Genomic DNA, 22,363 nt, shown 5'->3' on the forward strand with positions numbered 1-22,363 from the left:
ATTATATGTGGAGATCTGATCAACTGTCAATCATTTATGAGCAAATAATTGTTTTTTTGTGTTCAATGCTGTTTCGTGGATTTTCAATAAACCAAGCTCATGTCCCCCGCTCGTCGCATAACATAGAAACGATCGTTTGACCTCTAACGAAATAAGTACAGCATTTCTCTTTACAAAAGAAGGACATACGCTTAGAATGAAATAAAAGTTTCCTTAAGGAAACAAATTAGCGTTAGTCAATCATTTCATCCTTTAGTCAAAATTATTTAATGTATGCATATATCTTTAGGAAACGCAATGATGATTGAAAGGGGCCGCAAGAGATGTCAAATGCTTTAACAATCGACCGTCTATATGTCTCATATCACGGACAAGATGCATTAGAAAACATCTCTCTTTCCATACAGGAAGGGACGATGACAGGAATCATTGGTCCAAATGGTGCCGGTAAATCGACTTTATTGAAAGCATGTTTGGATTTAATTGAAAAAGATCAAGGGAATATTCACTTTTTTGAACAGCCCTTTAAACAAGTCAGAAAACAGATCGCATATGTACCGCAGAGAAATGATCTAGACTGGACATTTCCTATTCATGTACTGGATACCGTTCTACTTGGAACATATCCGAAGCTTGGACTAATGAAACGACCCAAAAAAGAAGACCGAGCCTATGCATACCATTGCTTAGAAAAAGTCGGGATGCAGGACTTTGCCAAAAGGCAGATCGGTGAATTATCCGGCGGTCAGCAGCAGCGTGTCTTCCTTGCAAGAGCACTTGCTCAAAACGCACAGCTCTTTTGTTTGGATGAACCTTTTGTCGGGATTGATATGACAAGTGAAGAAACGATGATTCGCATTTTGAAGGAATTACGAGATGAAGGGAAAACCATTCTGGTCGTCCACCATGATTTAAGTAAGGCCGATGATTACTTCAGTCACCTCGTTCTTTTAAATAAAAAACTGATCAAGGCAGGACCTGTACACGACATCCTTCTTCCAGAGGTGATGCTAAAGGCGTATGAAACGCAGCTACCATTCTTAAAATCAGCAGGAGGAGACGTGTAATGGAATTCTTAACCGGACTCTTTGAGTATGCGTTTTTACAAAAAGCGTTATTTACATCCGTCATGGTAGGCATTATTTGCGGTGTCATTGGCTGCTTTATCATTTTACGAGGCATGGCACTGATGGGAGATGCCATTTCACACGCCGTGCTGCCAGGTGTCGCCATCTCTTATATGCTAGGGATTAACTTTTTTTTCGGAGCCGTCTTAACTGGTGTGCTAACAGCGATTGGCATCGGATATGTCAGTCAAAACAGCCGCATTAAAAATGATTCTGCCATCGGCATTGTATTCACCGCCTTTTTTTCAATTGGGATCATTCTCATTACATTTTTGAAAAGTTCCAGTGATTTATATCATATCTTGTTTGGAAACGTACTAGCTGTTCGTTCCTCTGATATGTGGATTACGCTCGGAATCGGCATTTTTATTTTACTGGCCGTCATCGTGTTCTACAAAGAACTGCTCATTAGTTCATTTGATCCGGTCATTTCTTCTGTTTACGGTTTACCAAATCGAATGATCCATTATTTTCTCATGACATTATTGACCCTTGTAACCGTCGCGTCGCTGCAAACCGTTGGTATTATTCTTGTCGTTGCGATGCTTATTACGCCGGCCGCCACCGCTTATCTCTTGACAGACCGGCTATGGATCATGATTTATTTATCTGCTTTTTTCGGTGCCGTTTCTGCCATCGTGGGACTTGGGCTGAGTTTTACGTATAACTTGTCGTCTGGTGCTTCCATCGTGCTAGTCGCGACCATTTTATTCGGCAGTGCCTTTATCTTTTCACCAAAGCAAGGTATTTTATGGAGATCATTAAAATCTAAACGAAAACGAACGCAGTTAAAAAAGGAAGCGTCTATGTAAAAGGAGGAACTATATGAAGAAGGTATTTGCAATCCGTTTGACCGCAGTATTCATTGCCCTTATGGTGATCGCAGGTTGTTCTACTCAACAAAATCATTCCGGCAAAGATGATGGCAAAATAAAAGTTGTCACGACCTATTCCATTCTTTATGACATCGTGAAGGAAGTAGGCGGACAGCATGTCTCTATTCACAGCATTGTTCCCATTGGTACAGACCCACATGAATTCGACCCACTGCCAAAGGATGTTCAGCATACGACGGATGCAGACCTTGTTCTATACAATGGCTTAAACCTCGAAACAGGGAATGGCTGGTTTCAAAAGCTGCTTGAATCGAGCGGCAAGAACGGGGATAATGCCCCTGTAGCCGAATTGAGTAAGGGCGTCAAAGTAAAGCATTTATCTTCAAAAGGGCTGGAAAGTCAGCAGGACCCCCATGCCTGGCTGAATGTTGCAAATGGCATTATTTATGCACAAAATGCCCGGGATGCGCTCATTCAAGCGGACCCCGAGCATAAAGAGGATTACGAAAAAAATGCAGACGCCTACATCAAGAAGCTTCAAGCTCTTCATCATGAAGCAAAAGACAAGTTTGATCAGCTGCCAAAAGACAAAAAACTCCTTGTCACAAGTGAGGGAGCATTCAAGTATTTTGCAGATGCGTATGGACTGAAAGCGGGCTACATTTGGGAGATCAATACAGAAAGCGAAGGAACACCTGGACAAATGAAACGCATCATTCATTTTGTCAAAGATCATCAAGTTCCTGCTCTCTTTCTTGAAACAAGTGTAGATAAACGCAGCCTTGAAAGCCTTTCTGAAGAAACTGGAGTTCCGATTAAGGGAAAAGTATTCACTGACTCCATTGGAAAGAAAGGTGAAGATGGAGACAGCTACTATAAGATGATGAAATGGAATATTGACACCATTTACAAAGGGTTGTCATCATGAGAAAAGACAGGTGGAGTGAGTCCGCCTGTCTTTTCTGTTAGCCTGCCATATTTTGTGGATGTTTTTTCGGCCAAATCACATAACTGATGCTAATGAGGAAATCAACGATTAAGACCATTCCCCACACATAGGCAAGCTGCATCAATGATTCGGTTCGTTCTGGTGCTTGAATGAGAAAGGTGAGCCCAAAAAGTAAACCGGCTCCGATGACCCAAGCAGCTAAATGCCTCACCCAGCTGACCATTTCATACATAGACCGCTCCTTGCCGTACTTTGGTTTTCCCTTTGGCTTTGGGCCTCCTGCAAATCGATAAGCGAAGCGAGCATCTGCCCATTTCACCATTTGGTGCCCAAAGGCGAGACTCACACCAATATAAACAGCCGCAAGTCCGTGGATGACACTCGCCACCGCCCCTTGCCTTAAATCCATATAAGTAGCCGCAAGAAGGACCAGATCCAAAATCGGCGTACAGATCAGGAAGAAAGCTCCCCACTTTTTCTGTCTAAACACATAACGCAGCGTTAAACCCATTAGAATAAACAGCCAAAAACCAATCTCACATGCCACAATCAATAACCCAATCAATATTCCCACACCCTTTTTAATACGATTGTATTAAATAAAATCTAACACAGTCGTATTAAAAAAACAATAGCTGTGCTAAAATCAATATATGCCAAAAATCGTCGATCACCAAAAACAAAAACAAAAGGTCGCTCAAGCTGCGATGAGAGTGATTAAACAGGAGGGATTAGAGAACGCTTCTGTACGAAAAATAGCAGTAGAAGCTGGGATTTCTGCCGGCTCTATGCGGCATTATTTTTCCACACAGCAGGAGTTATTTCTTTTCTCTATGAATCTGATTCAGGAAAGAGTCAAGGAACGAATTGCAGGGCTTCCATTAAACGGTTCAACTAAAGAAAATATCCTCTCTTTATTGGAACAAGTCCTTCCACTTGATGAAGAACGAAGATTTGAAATGGAGGTGTGGCAGGCTTTTACGATTAAATCCCTGACTGAATCAGATTTACAGGCGCTCAATGCAGAAATGTATGATGATCTTTTCCAAACCGTTCATGCTTGTTTAACGAAATTAAAAGAGGCTGAGCTGCTGCTAGAGCATACCGATCTTTTACTGGAGACAGAAAGGCTTTATGCGGTCGTCAATGGGCTTGCTTTGAATGGAATCTTACAGCCTCACCGTCTACCGCCTCAGCTCATGCGCTCCGTGCTGGAGATGCATCTGCAATCCATCACAAAAAAAGACATGCCTCCGCAATAGGAGAACATGTCTTTTTTTAATCTTCCATAAAAATACGCTTTGCTTCGTAGTAGAGCACCTGCACAAATTTCTTCACATTGATGCGGGTATGTTCTTCTCTCCCTCTTGTCTCTTTTGTCAATTCACTCATTTTCTTTCGTACAATGGTGAAATCGAAAAATTTAGATGCATAGTTTTCAAAGCTTGGATGGGAATAATCCGTTAACCCGAGCGATGCAATGTGTTTCAATGATTGGTTGATCGCTCGCCTTACCCTCTGTTCCGCTGCCTTCGCTTCTCTTGCGATGTCTGCTGATGTGTAAGGCTCATTTAATTTATCCTCCGTGATCCCGGTGAAAATGACCTTCAAAGAAGGAAAGGAATCGTGATGATCGGCATGCAGCGCTAGATACTGATCAGTAAAGAGAATCATATCTAATAAATCTTTCGACCCCTTCTCGCCGACAATCCCTAGCTCCGCCAATAAGAACTGACCTGCCTCTGCTAAGCTTTTCCCCCGCTGCTTCGTTTTCGTCTGGCCTCGCTGCTGGAACTGCATCGCCGATTTGAGCGAGTTCTGAATATTTTCAATCGAGTGCTCTAAATGAAGGCGTTCAATCATGAGATGGAGCACACTTAAGACTTCTACCCGATTGATCGGCTTTGTCACATAATACTCGACGCCAAGCGCATAGGCCTGTCCGATTAATTCCTTTGTTTCTACCTGTGACAGCATTAAGTATTTCCCATGAAACTCATCCTTGATTGCTCGAATCGTTTCAAGCCCGTCCTTTTCCGGCATCAGAAGATCAATACATAAGATATCAATGTGCAGATCATTTAAGTAGCTGGCAGTTAATTCTGCGCCATCCTCTGCTTCTCCAGCCACAATGCCAAGCTCTTCATCTTCAATGAGCTGAGCCAGTGAAGAACGAACGGCTTCATCATCATCGACAATAAAAAATCTCATCTCCCAATCCCCTCTTTTCTACTGACTTGATCCACTGGTAGCTTTAAAGTGAAAATCGTTTGTTTATTTGGGATACTCTTCATCTCAACACTTCCGCCAAGCTTCTCTGCTGTATCCTTCACATAGGAAAGACCTATGCCGCTTGATGGATTCCCAGCCTGGTCGTATTTTAAAGTGAAGCCCGGTTTAAAAATAACGTGATGATTACGCTCTTTAATGCCAGGCCCGTTGTCGCTGATTTGAAAGAGGACATCTTTCTCTTCCCGCGAAATGGATAGTGACACCTCTCCATCGACTGGAATAGCTTCAACGGCATTAGATACTATGTTATTTAACAAAGATAGAATGGTATACACATGATAGACGGGATGCTGCCCTTCTTCATCATAATGAAAGACAATGTTTTTTTTAAGTGATTCTGCGTAATTTTCATGGATACGAATCACAAGCCCAGCAATATGGGCAGGGCTTTCATACTCCTGAAATTTCTCCTCATGAATCAGCTTTGATAAAGCAGAAAAAATCCGCTGATTATCCTTTTTAATTTCATGCACCTCTCCTGCAATTTGCAGGGCTGTTTTTCCAAGCTTTTTCAAATCCAATGATTCAGCATCCTTTGCGTGATGAAGAGATTGATACAATTGATAGGATGTAGCTGTAATGTGCTCAGCATGTGCAAGTGTCTTATGAAAGTATGTAGATTCCGTGTAAAGGTTCGAAAGCAGCATGAGCAGGTGTTCCTTTTCCTTTTTCATCTGACGCTCTCTCGCCTGCTCTTCATATAATCGAATCATCGTATAACAAGCCAATACGAAAAAGCTTCTGAAAATCGCCAAAACAAATAGTTGAAATAGCGTTCGCACCGTTAAAATTTCATCAATGGTGCCTCGAAGCGCAACCATCTCAACAACACTCGCGCACAGTTCCATGATGATGCCTGTCGCCCCAATCAGCCAAGGCTTATCACGGAAACGTCTGACCTGCAATAAATAAAAAAGCGTGCCATAGACGACATAATAAAGCAGGGGAGGTAATCTTAATGAAACCGCCTCTTCCAGCGGCAGGTGGCCTGTCACGGCTGTATCAAGCAGCACCCGAAACGCAAAAACAGATACCCCTGCAATGATTCCGCTTGCCCATGCCGGGAATCTTTTCATTTGAAGCAGAATAAAGAAAAAGACAACGGTCCCAAAGCTGACCCGAAAGCTGTCCTCAAACGGATAAAATTTTAGCTCTCCGCCAATCGGTGTCAGTACAATGAGCATCACAATTAAATAAGGCTCTGTATTCAGCCATTTTTTCAGTAGATTCAAAGGCAGTCACATCCCTAATAATTGACGATAGTATACTATGTGATCTTGAGAAAAACAAACAGTCCATGAAAAAGCGCACACCGGAACTTTGTCGGTGTGCGCTTATCATGATGCAGCTTAATCTTCTAAACGATCCTTTTCTAAAAGTGATGCGCCAGCAATACCTGGTTTTGTCATTTCAAAAGGATTTAAGATGACATTAAGCTCTTCCTCTGATAAAACATCATTTTGCAGACAAAGCTCACGTACAGATACGCCTGTAAGAATCGCTTCTCTGGCAATTCGTGCAGCAGCTTCATAACCAATATGCGGATTGACCGCCGTCATGACACCAGCACTCTTTTCTACATATTCTTTTAATCTAGATTCATCTGCTTTTAGGTCACGCAAGCAGTTATCTACGAAGGACTCAAATACATTTTTCATGATGCTGAGAGATTGAAGCAAGTTGAACACAAGGACTGGTTCCATCACGTTCAGTTCAAGCTGACCAGCCTCTGATGCAAGACAGATCGTATGATCATTCCCGATGACTTGGAACGCCACTTGGTTCATGACCTCTGGCATCACCGGGTTGACTTTCCCTGGCATGATCGATGAACCTGGCTGTCTAGGCGGCAAATGAAGCTCACCAAAGCCTGCTCTTGGACCTGATGCCATCAAACGAATATCGTTCGCCATTTTGGACATATTCATCATACATACTTTTAACGCAGCAGATACTTCTGTATAAGCATCCGTATTTTGCGTTGCATCGACTAAGTCTTCAGCTCCAACTAATGGTAATCCACTGATATCAGATAGATAGCCGACTACTTGACGAATGTATTTAGGATCAGCATTCAGTCCAGTTCCAACTGCTGTTGCACCCATATTGACTTCATATAAATGCTGTCTAGACTGCTTGATGCGTTTAATATCACGAGCGAGAACCTTTGCATAGGCACTAAACTCTTGACCAAGTCGGATTGGAACAGCGTCCTGAAGATGCGTACGTCCCATTTTGATCACATGATCAAATTCCTGCGCTTTTTCAGTCATGACTTGATGCATGTTTTCCATCGTATAAAGTAGTTTTTCAATCATATTCAATGTCGAAATATGAATCGCTGTTGGGAAAACGTCGTTTGTTGACTGCGACATGTTCACATGCGTATTTGGACTGAGCTCATGATAAGCGCCTTTTTCCTTTCCTAGTAGTTCAAGCGCTCTGTTTGCAATGACTTCATTGGCATTCATATTCATTGAAGTGCCAGCCCCGCCTTGAATTGGATCGACAATAAATTGGTTGTTCCATTTTCCTTCGATGACCTCATCTGCGGCTTGAACAATTTTTTCTCCAAGACCAGCATAAAGTCGCTGTGTATCCATATTTGCAAGTGCGGCTGCCTTTTTGACAATCCCTAATGCTTTGATGAGTTCCTCATGAACATGGTAGCCAGTAATTGGAAAGTTCTCCACTGCACGTAATGTTTGAATTCCATAATACGCTTGAGTGTCTACTTCCTTTTCACCTAGAAAGTCTCGTTCGATTCGAACTTGCTTATCCTGTAGCTTCGTCATTTGAAAGATCTCCTTTTTTACGCTGCTTTTGTTTGTTGCTTTAATTCCTCAATATACTTTTTCGATTTCTCTTGATCAAATACTTTTTCCCACTTAGACATGACAATCGCTGCAAGTGAGTTACCAAATACGTTCACTGTTGTACGAACCATGTCAAGAATACGGTCGATCCCAACGATGAAGGCAAGTCCTTCAAGCGGAAGTCCCATTGCACCAAGTGTTGTGATGACAACAACGATAGATGCACCTGGTACACCAGCCATACCTTTTGATGTCAGCATTAAGATTAATAGTAACGTAATTTGCTCATAAATGGAAAGCGGCATGCCGTACATTTGGGCAACAAATATGGCAGCAATGGATTGATAGATCGCACTTCCATCCAGGTTAAAGGTGTACCCTGTTGGGATAACGAACGACGTGATCGCTTTCGGGCAGCCGAACTTCTCCATTTTGTCCATTAATCTAGGCAGTACAGCTTCAGAACTTGCTGTTGAGAATGCAAGAATAATTTCTTCTTTTAACACTCTAAATAGTGTAAAGACGCTTGTTCCAGCTAATTTTGCGATAATGCCAAGTACGACAATCACGAAGAATGCCATCGTGCCGTAAACGACAAGTACCAGCTTACCTAGCGGGAGAAGCGCTCCGACCCCGAATTTGATCACCGTCACACTGATGAGCGCGAATACACCAAATGGTGCAAACTTCATCACTTTATTGGTCACCCAGAACATGGCTTCGAGTATACCCTCAAAGAATCCTAATACTGGTTTCCCTTTGTCTCCTACTGCGGCAATTCCTAATCCGAATAAGACTGTAAAGAAGATGGTTGGTAATAGATCACCTTCTGCAATTGATTGGAAAACGTTTGTTGGCACAAGATGCACAATTGTTTCAGAGAAACTAGCTTTTTCGGAAGAAGCCTTAGACGTCTCTTCATATTTCGAGATATCTCCCTTTTCCATGTTGCTCATATCAATTCCTGTACCAGGATGGAAGAAGTTCGCTGCAAGCAGTCCAACTGCTAATGCAATCGTTGTGACAATCTCGAAGTAAAGGATCGTTTTTCCGCCGAGTCTTCCAATGGTTTTCATATCCCCTACACCAGCTACTGCTACAATCAATGCAGCAATAACAATTGGAAGAACGATCATTTTAATTAAATGAATGAATATATCGCCAATTGGCGTTAACACATTAATAACGGTTTCATTTTGATAAAACAGCGCTCCTACGATAACACCCAGAACAAGTGCAATGAGTATTTGAGAAGCTAACCCTAACTTTTTCATACGTGAACCCCCTTTTTTTGATAACGCTTTCTTTGTTGCTTAATCGCATCTTAACGATGAACCTACAAAAAACGACAAAAAGGAACAAAAACAAATGAATTTTTTATGAAAAATCTTTAAAAAGGTGGGTTTTTCCACAAAATTGTTAAAAAAAGACTTCGCTTTTGGCGAAGTCTTAATGATTTTGCATCTGTTCACTTGGCGTATCTTGATTTGCATAAAATTCATCATATATGGCATATCCAATGAGTACGAAAGCAACATAGATCAATGCACTCAATGTCCAAATCCATTTGACATTCAGCTTCATTCTGCCACTCCCTCTCTTACAGGTTTCAACCGCTGCAATCTGAGCGCATTCAGAACAACCGACACGGAACTAAAGGCCATTGCCGCTCCTGCAAGCCATGGGGCAAGGAATCCGAATGCAGCTACCGGTATCCCAATACAGTTATAGGCAAGCGCCCAAAATAGATTTTGCTTAATATTTCTCATCGTTTTTTTGCTAAACTCAAGCGCATCTGCAATGGCATGGAGGTCTCCTGTCATGAGCGTAATATCTGCCGCTTCCATAGCAACGTCTGTACCTGTTCCAACCGCCATCCCAATATTCGCTGTCGCAAGGGCTGGTGCATCATTGATGCCGTCTCCGACCATGGCGACTTTCTTTCCTTGTTCCTGAAGCGCTGCAATGTGAGCAGCCTTCTCCTCAGGCAGAACTTCAGCGATGACATGCTCAATACCCGCCTGTCTTGCGATCGCCTCTGCTGTGCGCTTGTTATCCCCTGTCATCATGACAACGTGAATCCCTTGCTCTTTCAACCGGGCGATGGCTTGAGGAGAGGATGATTTGATCGTATCTGCCACCGCGACAATACCGGCGACTTCGCCGTCAATCGCGACGAGCATTGCCGTTTTCCCTTGCTGCTCCAGTAGCGTGACGGATGCTTCGACTTGATCATATGGGATATGATGTTTCTGTAATAGCTTCCGCGTTCCAATCAAAAGCTTGCGCCCGGCGGCCTTTGCTTCAATGCCATGACCAGGGTCTGCTTGAAAGTCTTCTACCTCGGCCGCTTCAAGACCTCGTTTCTTCATTCCGTCAGTGATCGCTCGAGCAAGTGGATGTTCCGACTGCTGTTCTGCCGATCCCACTAGCTGAAGCAGCGCACCTTCTGTCCAATTTGCATATGCCATCACATCTGTAAGACTCGGCTCACCTTTTGTCACAGTCCCTGTTTTATCTAAAACCACCGTGTCCAGTGATTGGGTCACTTCTAAATGCTCTCCACCTTTAAACAGAATGCCTGATTCAGCCGCACGGCCGCTGCCAGCCATAATAGAGGTTGGTGTAGCAAGACCGAGCGCACACGGACATGCAATGACTATGACCGCTATAAAGGTTTCAAGTGCTGCAGTCACATTCCCTGGATCAACAAAGAAAAACCATATAAGGAAGGTGAGCACAGCAATTCCGACAACAATAGGGACAAATACACCTGATATTTGATCAGCCATTCTTTGAATCGGTGCTTTTGAGCCTTGTGCTTGTTCTACCACTCGGATAATTTGTGAAAGGGCCGTCTCTTTCCCCACTTTTGTCGCTTTCACTTTGATAAACCCATTTTTATTGATGGTTGCCCCAATGACCGTATCTCCTGCGGTTTTATCAACAGGCAGACTTTCTCCTGTAATCATGGATTCGTCTATCGCGGTTGTTCCCTCCATGATCTCTCCATCTACCGGTACTTTTTCACCTGGTTTTACAAACACAAGATCATCCACTTTCACATCAGAAATAGGAACGGTCATCTCTTCCCCATCTCGCTCAATAACAGCTTCTTTTGCTTGTAAGCTCATTAGCTTTTGAATCGCTTCTGATGATCTCCCTTTTGCTCTTGCTTCCATTAATTTTCCGAGCACGATCAACGTAATGAGCACAGCACTTGTTTCATAATAGAGTGCTGCCTCATGTGTGCCTTGAACCGCTTGCTGAATGCTTTCATATAAGCTATAGAAAAACGCAGCTGATGTCCCAAGTGCCACAAGGACATCCATATTGGCACTTTTATTTCTTAAAGCTTTATACGCGCCTACATAAAAGGGCCAGCCGACAATAAACTGAACAGGTGCTGCTAATGCAAGCTGAACCCATGGATTCATGAACGCTTCTGGCAGCCAAATAAAAGACATGAAAGAAAAATGGCTGACCATTGCCCAAAGGAGGGGCAGTGACAAGATCATCGAGAATAAAAAGCGTGCCGTTTGCTTCTCTATCGCTGCTTGTCGATGATCCTTTTTCCCTTCCTCTGCTAATTCTTCAGCTGGTTCAATTAATGAATACCCAATGGACTGAACGGCATCTTTTATGTCACTTGTAGACGTTTGGCCCGGATGATATGTGACCTGAAGTGTCTCAAGCGCAAAGTTTACAGATCCTTGAGCAACACCGTCCAACCGGTTGATTTTTTTCTCAATTCGGTTGGCACAAGCCGCACAGGTCATTCCCTCTATATCAAACTCTGCTTGCTCCATCGCCACATCGTAGCCAAGAGATTGGATTTTTTTCTTCAGATCATCTGGTGATAGCTGTTCCGTTTCATATACGATATGAGATGTTTCAAGTGCCAAATTCACATTGGCTTCATCCACACCTTCCAGCTTGTTCAAACCCTTTTCAATGCGTCCTGCACAGGCAGCACAGGTCATTCCCGTAATATGAAAATCAATTTCCTTTTTCATTCATCTCACCTCTTCATATACTCCATGGGGGTATCTTTTTTTGAAAAAAATACGCGCTGTCACATGCAGCACGTATATCATTTAGACGACATCATATCCCTGTTCTTCAATCACATCAGAGATTCGGTGTAACGTGACTTGATCAGGATGAAAAGAAACCTCCACCTGTCCCTTGTCTAAATGGACTTTCACAGATTCAACACCTGCTAATTCTCCTACATTTCCTTCGACTGCTTTCACGCAATGTCCGCAAGACATGCCCTGTACTTGAAGTGTTGCTTGTTCCACTTCTCATCGCCTCCATCAATCATTTTCTACACCTTACTATACCCTAGTAGGGTATCATTGTAAACATAAATGATGCTTAATGCGCTACGATTTTGTCAGTTTCGTAAAGACGTTCATTAACTCTTCAATGGCTTCATCCCCGTTGCCGCTCTTAATGGCATCCGCTACGCAGTGATGTGTATGCTTTTCCATCAATTGAAGACTGACCTTTTTTAAAGCGGCATTGACAGCAGAAATTTGATTGACGACATCTATACAGTAACGATCATTTTCAATCATTTGCTGAATCCCTCGAACTTGTCCTTCCACTCGTTTCAAGCGATTGATTAATTGGTCTTTTTCCTTCTCGGCTCTAGGCGAAGCAATATGTCTTTCTTCATGTTTTGTCATGTGATCACCTTTTTTCTATTATGACTTATCTTTAACTAAATTAAAGCATATCTCCACCGAAAAAGGCAAAGATATGCTGAATGCCCGTCTAAGAGCTGAGTTTGTCCTAGTTTGTTAATTGTTCAATATCCTGTAAAAGACTGACGGACTGCTGAAGCTGCTTGATCAGCCCTTGCTGGTCCACTAAAATGGCTGCAGCATCGCTATTGTCAGCTTTCAATTGCTGTAAATAGGTTTGAATTTCCTCCGACAGCACCTTATTTTTTTCCATGATTTGCGCATGCAAATCTTCCGCTATTTTTGGTGCTGTCAGTTCATTAAATTCTTGAATGTCTGCCTTCAATGATTCAAGCTGCTGCGTCAATTCTGCTTTTTTGGCGGCATTTTGTACAGCTTCTTCAGCGAGCTTTGGAAAGTTCTCCGTAAATTGCTGAATGTCAGTCACATACTTATTTGCCTCTGTGACATATGTCGTCGTATCGTTGACCTGGTCAAGCAAGCCGGAACATCCACTTAATACAAGCGTGCCGGAAAATAGGAAAGCCATCACATATTTTTTCAAGATCGATCATCCTTCCATCTGTTGTGTTGAAAGCATTCATTTGTTCTGCTCCCCTATCACACTGATGCAAAAGGACTTCAAAAAAAGCCAGACCTTTGCCTCATGTGTGATAGGCAAAGGTCTGGCTAACATGTTCATGCCGGAATGGCCGAGAAGCAATCGCTGCTTCTGTAGTGACGACCAAACCGTTAAAGCTACTCCCCTTTAGGAAACCGTTCAAATGTTATGTTTATCATATCGAATGTCAGGACAACAGTCAATGAGAAGCCGGCGGCTGATCATGCTCTTCATACAGCATGTAGTCCGCTCCAGTGGACGCATAAATCCGGTTGCGTCCTTGGCGTTTTGACATATACAAGGCTTGGTCCGCTTCAAATAGAAGAGTTTCTAATACATTTGGATCATAAGCTGTATGAGCGATTCCAAAGCTCGCTGTCACTCGCACTTTTTCCTCATCAGTCTCAAAGAAACTCGTCTCAAACGAATGTCTCATTCGTTCCGCGATATGACATGCCTCTTCAAATGAATGATGCGGCAGACAAATGGCAAACTCTTCTCCCCCATATCGGCCAAATAAATCATCCATTTTTAAATGCTGCTGACAAATGGAGACGACATGACGCAGTGCCTCGTCCCCGATATGATGTCCGTGCGTATCATTAATTTGTTTAAAGAAATCAATATCAAACAGCAAAATGGCGGTATCCTGCGCATCCTCTTCCAATAACATCTGCGTTCGTTCGATGAAAGAAGAACGGTTGAAGATATTCGTCAAACCATCCATATACGCACGGCGCTCCAGCTCTTCCTGTAGCAAACGCTGCTCTGTTACATCACTGATCACAATTTGCCTGCCCTCGATCTCGCCTCTTCTATTAAATAACGAAGAAGCAGTCAGTTGATAATAGAAGGGCTCTTCTTTTTCCCACATCAAATCATACTGCGCATGATCCTGCGGAGAACGCAGCCACTGAATAAACGCCGCCTCTTTGATTTCCCCTGAAAAAATATCGTCGATTTTATAGCCGATTCCCTTTTTATTAGAAAGTGCTGGAATGATCGTTGCAGCAGCGGGGTTGTAATCTATAAGTGTCCGGTATCGATCTAAAATGAGAACCCCCTCAGACATATGCTCAAACACACGCTCCATTGCAATGGGAGAGAGCTGAAAGAGCTGGAACGACATAATCGCCCATAAGTAGAGCGCATTGGTTAAAAACATCACCACAGGGACTGGGTCAATATGAAGGGGTGTAACGCCTAATAAATAAATAAAAGAAGTCATAATTGGTAATGACATTCCCACTAACAGTATCAGAATCTGCTTTAAATATTCTTTTTTTGTAACACGTAAAAACCAAAGCAGCATAAAAATAGCAAGCATCGAACAACCAAACGTATAAACGCCATGAATGATATACCAATAGCCAATCGTAAAATCAGCCAATAAAAATCCGTCTACTGAATTCATCGTGATGCTTCGATAAAAGAGTGAATGAAAAGAGTTGGTGAACACCATAATGGTGGTGAGAGTTGGAATCAGTAAGATGAGAAGCACGCGGCGCTTTGTGAAATATTGATGGAATCCCGTAAATTGCAGCACAATCATGAGGCTGAACGGTGCGATAAACGGTAGACCTATGTATTGAAAACAAACCCAGAACATGATTTCTTCAGGAGTACGCGCCAATAATTCAAACGTATGCCCAAAAATATAAATCGCGGTTGCCCCAGACATGTACATAAACAATTGACAGCCAATATACCGATGGCGATTTGCATGAGCAATGATTGATAATATCACGGACAGAATGCCAGAAACACTCATGATCACAATAAAATGTAAAACAATCGAATCCATGTAAACGCCCCAATTTCAGTTATTTAGAACTAGTCTAATATTACTATATATGAGGACGTCTCAAATGGGAAGGTGTGATTTTGAATTGGTTGGAGGTTTTTTGTCTATTTTTAGACGATTACTTGTAATGAAAATCCAATCTTTTTACTATTTTTGCTTAATTTTAAGGAAAGGCATGTTGTGGTGTAGCAAACATCTAATAAGTTTGGAATAAAAGATGAGGAGGTTCAAAAAGAATAAGTGATCTTTCAAATATTTATAAATATTCAATTCACGGAATTGATTTAATTACTATAAACAGTTAACAAATAATCAAATATTTTTCGTTTTTGCCTCTTGTCTTCTTTTCAGCATTTACATGGAATCCATTGCAACCTAGTAAGGGCCTTGACTAGAATTGTATTTTTAATTTTTTTTGCACAAGAAAATCTTCAAAAATTAACACATCTAAAGTCACTGTTTTTAGTTACTTTCCCCTTTCTTCTCACGTTGTAATCACATATTTATTCCCAGATAATTATTATACAAAAAAGCTTATAGACTTTGTCTACAAGCTTAGATAACCATAATAGATTTCAAACAGCATCAAGATTTCCTATCACTCAAAAAATAAATTTCTTATTGGATAAACAAATTTATATGAAAAATAACCAATAAAAAAACCGAGTGTATTTAAAATTAAATCATCTACATCAAAACTTCTGTAAGTAAAACCGATTAAATTTGAGATGGTTAACTGACTCATCTCTATAATAAGTGATGAAAGAAAACCAATTATGAATACCCCTCTTATTTTCAAAGTTAAATTATTAAAAACTAATTGAATAAATATTGCCAAAGGAAATAATAATAATAAATTACCTCCAATTTGAGTTAATATAGTGGTCAAAGAACTTTCACTAATTATGTTTATAATGGATCTTAACGGTATAAAATTATTTTCTTCCTCAAAACCCTCAGAAATTCGATCATTAATCAAATCCACATCTATAGGAATAGGAAATAATGTAACATATAAAAGTCCACTAATATAAGCAAAAAAAACAAAAATAAATATACTTTTTTCAATTGGATAAAATTTTTGTTTCAATATAAATATTTTGTAGATTCGAAACAAAATATTTATAATATACATCAATAAACCAATGAAAATAGCTAAACCATTGGTAATCATTTAATCACCTTTCTTACTAATTTGTAATTCTTCCATGCCCACCAGTATAAACACTACTTTGGGCTTTTTTAAAAATCATATAAAAATCTCCAGATGTCTTATTAGAATAAACATTTGTAGTGGTTCCTTCTTTTGTAAAACTTTTCACACCCACATATTTACTTGAAAACCATCCAGTCTTACGATACAATTCAATTTTAAAACTGCCTTTTTGTCCATAAGTATCACTAGTCGTTGAAATTTTAATGTTCTTTCCTTTTAAACTCCAATTTCTAGACGTAAGTTGATGTTTAAACTCAAAGGTAAATTTCGATGGATCGTCTTTTGCTTGAACAGCTATAGGGGTCAATAAACTTAAACATAGGGCAACTGCCATTAAAACCTTTTTAATTTTCACTTCTTACCACTCCTTCAATATAATAACATTAATTATAGCAAAGATTTATGTTACATAACTTTAAAGTTATTTGTGCTTTTTAATATTGATTTATTTGTAAAACTTCTCATAACTAATTTAGAAGTGTCCTCTTTAAGAGTCTACGAGCTAGAACTGTTCCTATATATAGAAATCTTAATTGAAACGATTACCAATAAATACGCTCGTGATTCCCAAAAAATCCATTCTACCTTATCAGCCGTATTCAACTTTTCAGCGAAGTATCATGGTACTGAGAACAATCCAGCGAAAGTAGTGGGTAATTTTGAAGTGACTGTTAATAAAAGGTTGAATTACTGGGAGTTTGAAGAGTTTAAAACATTTATAAGTGTGGTGGAGGATCCATTGTATAAGCATTATTTTCCACGCTTTATTTTAGTGGAGCGAGAAAAGGAGAGTTACTTGCCTTAACATGGGCTGATGTCAATTTTGAAGAAAATTATATAGAAATTAATAAGACGGAGTATAATAGAGAAATTACCCCTCCAAAAACAGCCGCATCTATTAGAATTATTTTGATGCCAAATCAAAAAGGGATCTATTAAAGGGCACAAAAAATGACGCTGAAAAAATAGCGCCAGTTAAAAATAGTTATAGAGTTTTTGGAACGTTTTACGATAGTATAGCTACCAGCACTATCGACAGACGTTATGCAAAATATTTAAAAGAATCGAATGTCAGAAAGATTATTATTCACGAATTCAGACATTCCCATGCCTCATATTTAATAAATAAGACCTGCGTGCTGGCAAATCGTTTAGGTCACTCAGATGTTGCAGAAACACTAAACACTTATAGCCATCTATACCCTTCCAAACAAAAGGAAGTTGTAGCTTTCATGGAAGAAGAAATTTTCTAAAATGATGCCAAAATGATGCCAGACCAGTATCAAGGGCTTTCAAACCCTTGATACGACTGCATTCTAAAAGTTTTGATGGAGACGGTGGGAGTCGAACCCACGTCCAGAGACATCGATTACTTAAGCGTCTACGAGCGTAGTCAACATATTTACGTGTTCACTCATCCGCATGCCTGCTGACGGGCGCTTGGAGAGCTAGTCTGATGAATCTCTTCTTACGTCCTCAGACGGAAACGTAAGCGTAGCCTACTTCATTGGGCTCCTCACAGACACATAGGCAATGTCAGGAAGAGCTCGCTGCGCTTATTAGGCAGCTAGTGCTAAGTTTTGGTTAAAACTTTTAGTTTTGCCAGTTACATTTAGTGCGTGTTAACGAGATCGCCTCTCGGCTCGCAGCTCAAGCTCGAACCGCCCCTGTCGAATCCGTAACGTCCCCTTGTAAAAGGGATATACGGGATGGAAACGTTCAGCTTAACTGCTTCCGTATATAACTATTATAACAGCCTCATCGCTTGAAACAACTGGTGGTTTCTGTAAAAACCTGCGATGATTGTTTACTGCATATCATATTGTAGCATAATACTTCCGCTCACAGCAAGCAATCTGCCCCCGGACTAGAATTGCTTTTGTCGATCACGGAAGGCACGGTCGATTTCACGTTTTGCATCTTTTTTCTTCAGATCTTCACGTTTATCGTATTTCTTTTTCCCTTTACCGATTCCGATCAGCACTTTGGCAAAGCCATTCTTCAAATATAATTTAATAGGAACTAGTGAGTAGCCCTCTTCCTTTATGGCACCAATCAATTTGCTAATTTGCTTGCGATGAAGCAGCAGCTTTCTCGTTCTTAGCGGATCATGGTTATAGCGGTTCCCCTGCTCGTATGGGCTGACATGCATGTTGTGAAGAAACACTTCTCCTCGTTCGATTTTGGCAAAGGAATCTTTTAAATTCACTTTTCCTGCACGAATCGACTTGATTTCAGTTCCTTGTAACACAAGGCCTGCTTCGTATGTTTCTTCTATAAAATAGTCATGATTTGCTTTTTTGTTTTGGGAAACAACCTTTCCCTCTCCCTTTGGCATTGGCGTACACCCTCCTTTTGACACAAACACAGTCCAAATCGTACGGATTATTTTATCAAACAATCCAGCTTTCGACAATGCTGACGCCATGTGGTCAAAAAGCAAATAGAGCGTGTTGCCCTATTTGCTTTTTTGGCACGTTACTTTTTCTTTTTTCGCTTTTGTTTCGGTGCGTTATCAAATACGCGTTTTTTCTTTTTCTTCTTTTTTCGACCTGTGAACCAGTCGCCGCCTTTATCGTCTTTTGCCTTATCCCCAGACGCCTTCTGACCAACGCTCCCTTTTTTTGCTGGTGAATCTGTCCGTTTTTTGAACTTGAAATCTTTAGGTGATTTACGACGAGTGCCTTTCATCCCGACGATTTCAAAATCAATGGAGTGCTCATCTTTATTGACATTCACCACTTTGACAGTGATTTCGTCACCGATGCGATATACATTTCCTGTACGCTCACCGATCATAGCAAAATGCTGTTCATCAAAGCGATAGTAGTCGTCTGTCATGTAGCTGACATGGACGAGACCTTCTATCGTATTCGGCAGTTCAACGAATAGTCCGAAATTCGTCACGGAACTAATCATCCCATCAAATTCTTCACCGATTTTATCAAGCATGAACTCTGCCTTTTTCAGGTCATCTGTTTCACGCTCTGCATCGACGGACCGGCGTTCCATTGTAGACGCATGGTCTGCTATTTCTGGCAGCAGCTGTCCCCACTTTTCAAGGGTAGCTTCGTCTGTCTTTTTCTGAATCAAATAGGTTCTGATCAGTCTATGAACAATTAAATCAGGATATCGGCGGATCGGTGATGTGAAGTGCGTATAGAATTCCGTTGATAACCCAAAGTGCCCGATGCTTTCTGGATCATACTTCGCCTGTTTCATAGAGCGAAGCATGACGGTTTGAATGACTACTTCTTCTGGCTGATCTCGGACGGCATCCAGTACACTTTGAAGTGCACGCGGGTGAATGTTCGTCGACGTTCCTTTAACAATGTACCCAAATGTTGTCACGAATTCTAAAAAGCGCTGAAGCTTCTCAGGATTTGGTTCTTCGTGAATTCGGTAAATGAACGGTACATTCATCCAGTGGAAGTGCTCTGCAACCGTCTCGTTTGCGACAAGCATGAATTCTTCAATTAATTTCTCCGCGACTGAACGCTCTCGAATGATGACATCCTTTGCCGCTCCTTCATCATCAACAAGCACTTTCGCTTCCTTGAAGTCAAAGTCTACAGCTCCACGCTCCATCCGCTTGTCACGAAGGATTTCTGCAAGCTTCTCCATCTCTTGGAACATAGGAACAAGCGGCTCGTATTTCTCTAGAAGCTCTTCGTCTTGGTCCACTAAAATCTTATTCACATCTGAATACGTCATTCTCTCAGTTGTTTTGATCACACTTTGGAAAATCTCGTGTTTGACGACTTTCCCATTGCGATCAATGACCATTTCACAGGAAAGTGTGAGACGATCGACCTTTGGATTTAATGAACAAATGCCGTTTGATAGACGATGCGGAATCATCGGAATGACGCGGTCTACAAGATACACACTCGTCCCGCGCTCATAGGCTTCCTGATCAATCGGGGAATTTTCAGTGACATAATGAGAGACGTCTGCAATATGCACCCCTAGCTTATATTTACCATCATCCAGCTTTTGCACAGTGACTGCGTCATCTAAGTCCTTCGCATCTGCACCGTCGATTGTCACAATCGTTTCGTTGCGCAGATCACGTCTGCCTTCCAGATCTTTTTCATCGATTGTTTCAGGTGTGTCTACCGCCTGCTGCAGCGCCTCTTCTGGGAACTCACCTGGCAGGCCGTGTTTATGAATGATCGACAAAATATCAATGCCTGGGTCATTTTTATGACCTAAAATTTCAGTCACTTCGCCCTCTGCACTCATTCTTCCTTCCGGATAGCTTGTCAGCGTCGCAACGACTTTATGACCTTCTACCGCTCCGTTTTTGGCGGATTTCGGGATAAAGATATCGTGTGTGATCTTTTTATCATCAGGAATGACAAAACCAAAGCTTTTTGTTTCTGTATAGGTACCGACAACCGACTGAATATTACGCTCCAGAATTCGGATGACTGTCCCTTCTTTTTTGGTGCCATTGGATTTATGGCTGACACGAACCATGACCGTATCGCCATTCATCGCTGTTCCAAGTTCTGTTGGCGGAATGAAAATATCATCCTGTCCAAACTCTTCAGGTGTCACAAAGGCAAATCCTTTCGCATGAGCGGACAGCTTTCCTTTCACCAAATTCATTTTTTCCGGTACACCGTAGCGATCACTGCGGGTACGGACGATAAGTCCCTGATCCTCTAATATCACAAGTGCTTTGATGAGCTCTTTATAATCATCAGCATTTGTAATTTCCATCATGACTTCTAATTCTTGTACTGTTAACGGTTTGTACGCCTCTTCTTGCATAAAAGCGAGTAATTCATTCATAAATTCTTCTTTTTGCACACTCTAACCCCCTATATATTTAAATTGACCAATCAAGTGATTCTAAGAATGCATACACATCCTGATGAACCTTTTCCCGCTCTTTATCAAGCGTGATGACATGGCCCGATTCTTCATACCATTTCAAATGTTTTTGATCTGTCTCTACTTCGTTATAAATGATATTTGCACTGTCTGTATTAATCATATGATCATGACGTGCCTGAACAACAAAAGTAGGTGAATAAATCATGTCAACATTGTTTCTTACATCTGCAATCAGCTCTTGCAGGCCCTTGAGTGTACCCATTGGTGTTTTCTTGAACTCTTCCATTTCCTGTTCAATTTGGTCCTCTGACTTACCCTCGAATTTTTTATAATTACGGGCATAATCTAGTACACCCTGGTACATGACGTCTTCACTTTTTATGTACATAGGTGCACACATAGGTACAATTCCCTTTACAGGTACAGTGTAACCTAATTTCAATGAAAAAACTCCTCCGAGGGACAGTCCGCAAACAGCAACCTCCTCATAGCCCTCATCTTTTAAAAATTGATACCCTTCTTCTACATCTTTCCACCAATCTATCGGGCCTGTATGAACAAGCTCTTCTGGCGGCACGCCGTGTCCTTTGTATTGAGGTGCATGGCATGTATAACCTCTTTCATTCAGGTAACGGCCAAGCATTCGAACATCTGCTGTATTCCCAGTAAAACCGTGAAGAAGAAGCACCGCCTTTTCTCCACCTTTAAACGTAAATGGTTTTGGTGTAACAACTTTCATGATGTGACTTCCTTTCCTTCTGTTATGGTTTATATTTTCCACTTGTATGTATGAAACAAACACAAAAGAGTGCTGATACTAAAAAAAGGTCTGAAAAAAGATCAGACCTTCTGTTACTCGCTCTTTACACGCCTAAATATGCCAATGCAAGTGTTAATATGAAGAAAAGCACTGACAAAATGACCGTTAATCGGTGAAGAATCAAGTCAAGGCCTCTCGCTTTTTGCTTACCGAAAAGCTGCTCGGCTCCACCTGAAATAGCGCCTGACAGTCCAGCACTTTTACTTGATTGTAATAATACAACGATGATAAGTGCGATACTGACAATTACGAGTAATGTGATAACAAATGCGTGCATGAAAACACCTCCAGACAAACTGGTACACATAACTTTATTTTACATGAAAACAAGGTGCATGTCACGAA

Annotated in this window: 21 protein-coding genes, 1 other RNA gene and 1 pseudogene; 5 read left to right on the top strand and 18 right to left on the bottom strand. The window is 41.2% G+C overall.

Features of this window, described 5'->3' with window-relative positions; genetic code table 11:
- The first annotated feature begins 323 nt into the window (after positions 1-323).
- The 3 genes from NPA43_RS15065 to NPA43_RS15075 are packed head-to-tail and all read left to right on the top strand — an operon-like array spanning position 324 to position 2,891.
- Complete coding sequence (locus NPA43_RS15065; RefSeq protein WP_230030742.1) at positions 324-1,067, top strand: metal ABC transporter ATP-binding protein; 744 nt, start codon at positions 324-326, stop codon at positions 1,065-1,067.
- Positions 1,067-1,939 carry a metal ABC transporter permease gene (locus NPA43_RS15070; RefSeq protein WP_099728513.1) on the top strand — a complete coding sequence of 291 codons (873 nt, stop codon included), beginning with the start codon at positions 1,067-1,069 and terminating at the stop codon, positions 1,937-1,939. The genes NPA43_RS15065 and NPA43_RS15070 overlap by 1 nt, the downstream gene beginning before the upstream one ends.
- Before the next feature lie 13 nt (positions 1,940-1,952).
- Positions 1,953-2,891: a metal ABC transporter substrate-binding protein gene (locus NPA43_RS15075; RefSeq protein ID WP_256499012.1), complete on the top strand. Its 939-nt coding sequence runs from the start codon at positions 1,953-1,955 to the stop codon at positions 2,889-2,891.
- Positions 2,892-2,928: 37 nt separating this feature from the next.
- Here NPA43_RS15075 and NPA43_RS15080 read toward each other — a convergent pair whose 3' ends face one another.
- Complete coding sequence (locus tag NPA43_RS15080; RefSeq protein ID WP_099728515.1) at positions 2,929-3,477, bottom strand: hypothetical protein; 549 nt, start codon at positions 3,475-3,477, stop codon at positions 2,929-2,931.
- 88 nt (positions 3,478-3,565) lie between these two features.
- Between NPA43_RS15080 and NPA43_RS15085 the strand changes: the two genes are divergently transcribed.
- On the top strand, positions 3,566-4,174 hold the full coding sequence (locus NPA43_RS15085) for a TetR/AcrR family transcriptional regulator (protein WP_099728517.1): 609 nt from the start codon (positions 3,566-3,568) through the stop codon (positions 4,172-4,174).
- A 16-nt stretch (positions 4,175-4,190) separates the two neighbouring features.
- Here NPA43_RS15085 and NPA43_RS15090 read toward each other — a convergent pair whose 3' ends face one another.
- From NPA43_RS15090 to NPA43_RS15145, 12 genes are all read right to left on the bottom strand, one after another.
- On the bottom strand, positions 4,191-5,123 hold the full coding sequence (locus tag NPA43_RS15090; RefSeq protein WP_256499013.1) for a response regulator: 933 nt from the start codon (positions 5,121-5,123) through the stop codon (positions 4,191-4,193).
- Positions 5,120-6,436, bottom strand: a complete 1,317-nt coding sequence (locus NPA43_RS15095; RefSeq protein WP_256499014.1) for an ATP-binding protein — start codon at positions 6,434-6,436, stop codon at positions 5,120-5,122. The genes NPA43_RS15090 and NPA43_RS15095 overlap by 4 nt, the downstream gene beginning before the upstream one ends.
- Positions 6,437-6,553: 117 nt before the next feature.
- Positions 6,554-7,999, bottom strand: coding sequence for an aspartate ammonia-lyase (gene aspA / locus NPA43_RS15100; RefSeq protein ID WP_256499015.1), 1,446 nt, complete (start codon positions 7,997-7,999; stop codon positions 6,554-6,556).
- 17 nt (positions 8,000-8,016) lie between these two features.
- Entirely contained in the window at positions 8,017-9,294 is a 1,278-nt protein-coding gene (locus NPA43_RS15105; protein ID WP_099728521.1) for a cation:dicarboxylate symporter family transporter, read from the bottom strand.
- 175 nt (positions 9,295-9,469) lie between these two features.
- Positions 9,470-9,604: a hypothetical protein gene (locus NPA43_RS15110; RefSeq protein WP_256499016.1), complete on the bottom strand. Its 135-nt coding sequence runs from the start codon at positions 9,602-9,604 to the stop codon at positions 9,470-9,472.
- Positions 9,601-12,036 (bottom strand): heavy metal translocating P-type ATPase, encoded by a 2,436-nt coding sequence (locus NPA43_RS15115; protein WP_256499017.1) that lies wholly within the window; start codon positions 12,034-12,036, stop codon positions 9,601-9,603. The genes NPA43_RS15110 and NPA43_RS15115 overlap by 4 nt, the downstream gene beginning before the upstream one ends.
- A gap of 81 nt (positions 12,037-12,117) precedes the next feature.
- Positions 12,118-12,324 (bottom strand): copper chaperone CopZ, encoded by a 207-nt coding sequence (copZ, locus tag NPA43_RS15120; protein ID WP_024423475.1) that lies wholly within the window; start codon positions 12,322-12,324, stop codon positions 12,118-12,120.
- Between the two features lie 84 nt (positions 12,325-12,408).
- Positions 12,409-12,714 (bottom strand): metal-sensing transcriptional repressor, encoded by a 306-nt coding sequence (locus NPA43_RS15125; RefSeq protein ID WP_099727912.1) that lies wholly within the window; start codon positions 12,712-12,714, stop codon positions 12,409-12,411.
- 106 nt (positions 12,715-12,820) lie between these two features.
- On the bottom strand, positions 12,821-13,276 hold the full coding sequence (locus NPA43_RS15130; protein WP_099727913.1) for a DUF6376 family protein: 456 nt from the start codon (positions 13,274-13,276) through the stop codon (positions 12,821-12,823).
- A gap of 256 nt (positions 13,277-13,532) precedes the next feature.
- On the bottom strand, positions 13,533-15,137 hold the full coding sequence (locus NPA43_RS15135; protein WP_256499018.1) for a histidine kinase N-terminal 7TM domain-containing diguanylate cyclase: 1,605 nt from the start codon (positions 15,135-15,137) through the stop codon (positions 13,533-13,535).
- Positions 15,138-15,735: 598 nt separating this feature from the next.
- On the bottom strand, positions 15,736-16,311 hold the full coding sequence (locus NPA43_RS15140) for a VanZ family protein (protein ID WP_256499019.1): 576 nt from the start codon (positions 16,309-16,311) through the stop codon (positions 15,736-15,738).
- A 16-nt stretch (positions 16,312-16,327) separates the two neighbouring features.
- On the bottom strand, positions 16,328-16,708 hold the full coding sequence (locus NPA43_RS15145; RefSeq protein ID WP_060698319.1) for a hypothetical protein: 381 nt from the start codon (positions 16,706-16,708) through the stop codon (positions 16,328-16,330).
- Between the two features lie 186 nt (positions 16,709-16,894).
- On the opposite strand from NPA43_RS15145, the pseudogene NPA43_RS15150 reads away from it, so the two are divergent.
- A pseudogene (locus NPA43_RS15150) lies at positions 16,895-17,606 on the top strand (site-specific integrase); the annotation flags it as partial.
- Between the two features lie 73 nt (positions 17,607-17,679).
- Here the strand turns inward: NPA43_RS15150 and ssrA are convergent.
- From ssrA to secG, 5 genes are all read right to left on the bottom strand, one after another.
- Positions 17,680-18,042, bottom strand: a transfer-messenger RNA (tmRNA) gene (ssrA, locus tag NPA43_RS15155).
- 178 nt (positions 18,043-18,220) lie between these two features.
- The gene (gene smpB, locus NPA43_RS15160; protein ID WP_256499020.1) at positions 18,221-18,691 is read right to left on the bottom strand and encodes an SsrA-binding protein SmpB; all 471 of its coding nucleotides are present in this window, start codon (positions 18,689-18,691) and stop codon (positions 18,221-18,223) included.
- Positions 18,692-18,831: 140 nt separating this feature from the next.
- Entirely contained in the window at positions 18,832-21,171 is a 2,340-nt protein-coding gene (rnr, locus tag NPA43_RS15165; protein WP_099727917.1) for a ribonuclease R, read from the bottom strand.
- A 19-nt stretch (positions 21,172-21,190) separates the two neighbouring features.
- On the bottom strand, positions 21,191-21,937 hold the full coding sequence (locus NPA43_RS15170) for an alpha/beta hydrolase (RefSeq protein ID WP_099727918.1): 747 nt from the start codon (positions 21,935-21,937) through the stop codon (positions 21,191-21,193).
- Between the two features lie 124 nt (positions 21,938-22,061).
- A complete protein-coding gene (secG, locus tag NPA43_RS15175) occupies positions 22,062-22,295 on the bottom strand; it encodes a preprotein translocase subunit SecG (protein ID WP_003212746.1) in 234 nt (77 codons plus the stop codon).
- Positions 22,296-22,363 lie beyond the last annotated feature (68 nt).

Source organism: Bacillus pumilus (assembly GCF_024498355.1).
Taxonomy (GTDB): Bacteria; Bacillota; Bacilli; order Bacillales; family Bacillaceae; genus Bacillus; species Bacillus pumilus_P.

What these genes read in the sequence shown, in the direction of transcription:
- NPA43_RS15065 (WP_230030742.1), top strand. Translation starts at nt 324, where the DNA reads ATGTCAAATGCTTTAACAATCGACCGTCTATATGTCTCATATCACGGA.
- NPA43_RS15070 (WP_099728513.1), top strand. Translation starts at nt 1,067, where the DNA reads ATGGAATTCTTAACCGGACTCTTTGAGTATGCGTTTTTACAAAAAGCG.
- NPA43_RS15075 (WP_256499012.1), top strand. Translation starts at nt 1,953, where the DNA reads ATGAAGAAGGTATTTGCAATCCGTTTGACCGCAGTATTCATTGCCCTT.
- NPA43_RS15085 (WP_099728517.1), top strand. Translation starts at nt 3,566, where the DNA reads ATGCCAAAAATCGTCGATCACCAAAAACAAAAACAAAAGGTCGCTCAA.
- NPA43_RS15090 (WP_256499013.1), bottom strand. Translation starts at nt 5,123, where the DNA reads ATGAGATTTTTTATTGTCGATGATGATGAAGCCGTTCGTTCTTCACTG.
- aspA (WP_256499015.1), bottom strand. Translation starts at nt 7,999, where the DNA reads ATGACGAAGCTACAGGATAAGCAAGTTCGAATCGAACGAGACTTTCTA.
- NPA43_RS15105 (WP_099728521.1), bottom strand. Translation starts at nt 9,294, where the DNA reads ATGAAAAAGTTAGGGTTAGCTTCTCAAATACTCATTGCACTTGTTCTG.
- NPA43_RS15110 (WP_256499016.1), bottom strand. Translation starts at nt 9,604, where the DNA reads ATGAAGCTGAATGTCAAATGGATTTGGACATTGAGTGCATTGATCTAT.
- NPA43_RS15115 (WP_256499017.1), bottom strand. Translation starts at nt 12,036, where the DNA reads ATGAAAAAGGAAATTGATTTTCATATTACGGGAATGACCTGTGCTGCC.
- NPA43_RS15125 (WP_099727912.1), bottom strand. Translation starts at nt 12,714, where the DNA reads ATGACAAAACATGAAGAAAGACATATTGCTTCGCCTAGAGCCGAGAAG.
- NPA43_RS15135 (WP_256499018.1), bottom strand. Translation starts at nt 15,137, where the DNA reads ATGGATTCGATTGTTTTACATTTTATTGTGATCATGAGTGTTTCTGGC.
- NPA43_RS15140 (WP_256499019.1), bottom strand. Translation starts at nt 16,311, where the DNA reads ATGATTACCAATGGTTTAGCTATTTTCATTGGTTTATTGATGTATATT.
- smpB (WP_256499020.1), bottom strand. Translation starts at nt 18,691, where the DNA reads ATGCCAAAGGGAGAGGGAAAGGTTGTTTCCCAAAACAAAAAAGCAAAT.
- NPA43_RS15170 (WP_099727918.1), bottom strand. Translation starts at nt 21,937, where the DNA reads ATGAAAGTTGTTACACCAAAACCATTTACGTTTAAAGGTGGAGAAAAG.
- secG (WP_003212746.1), bottom strand. Translation starts at nt 22,295, where the DNA reads ATGCACGCATTTGTTATCACATTACTCGTAATTGTCAGTATCGCACTT.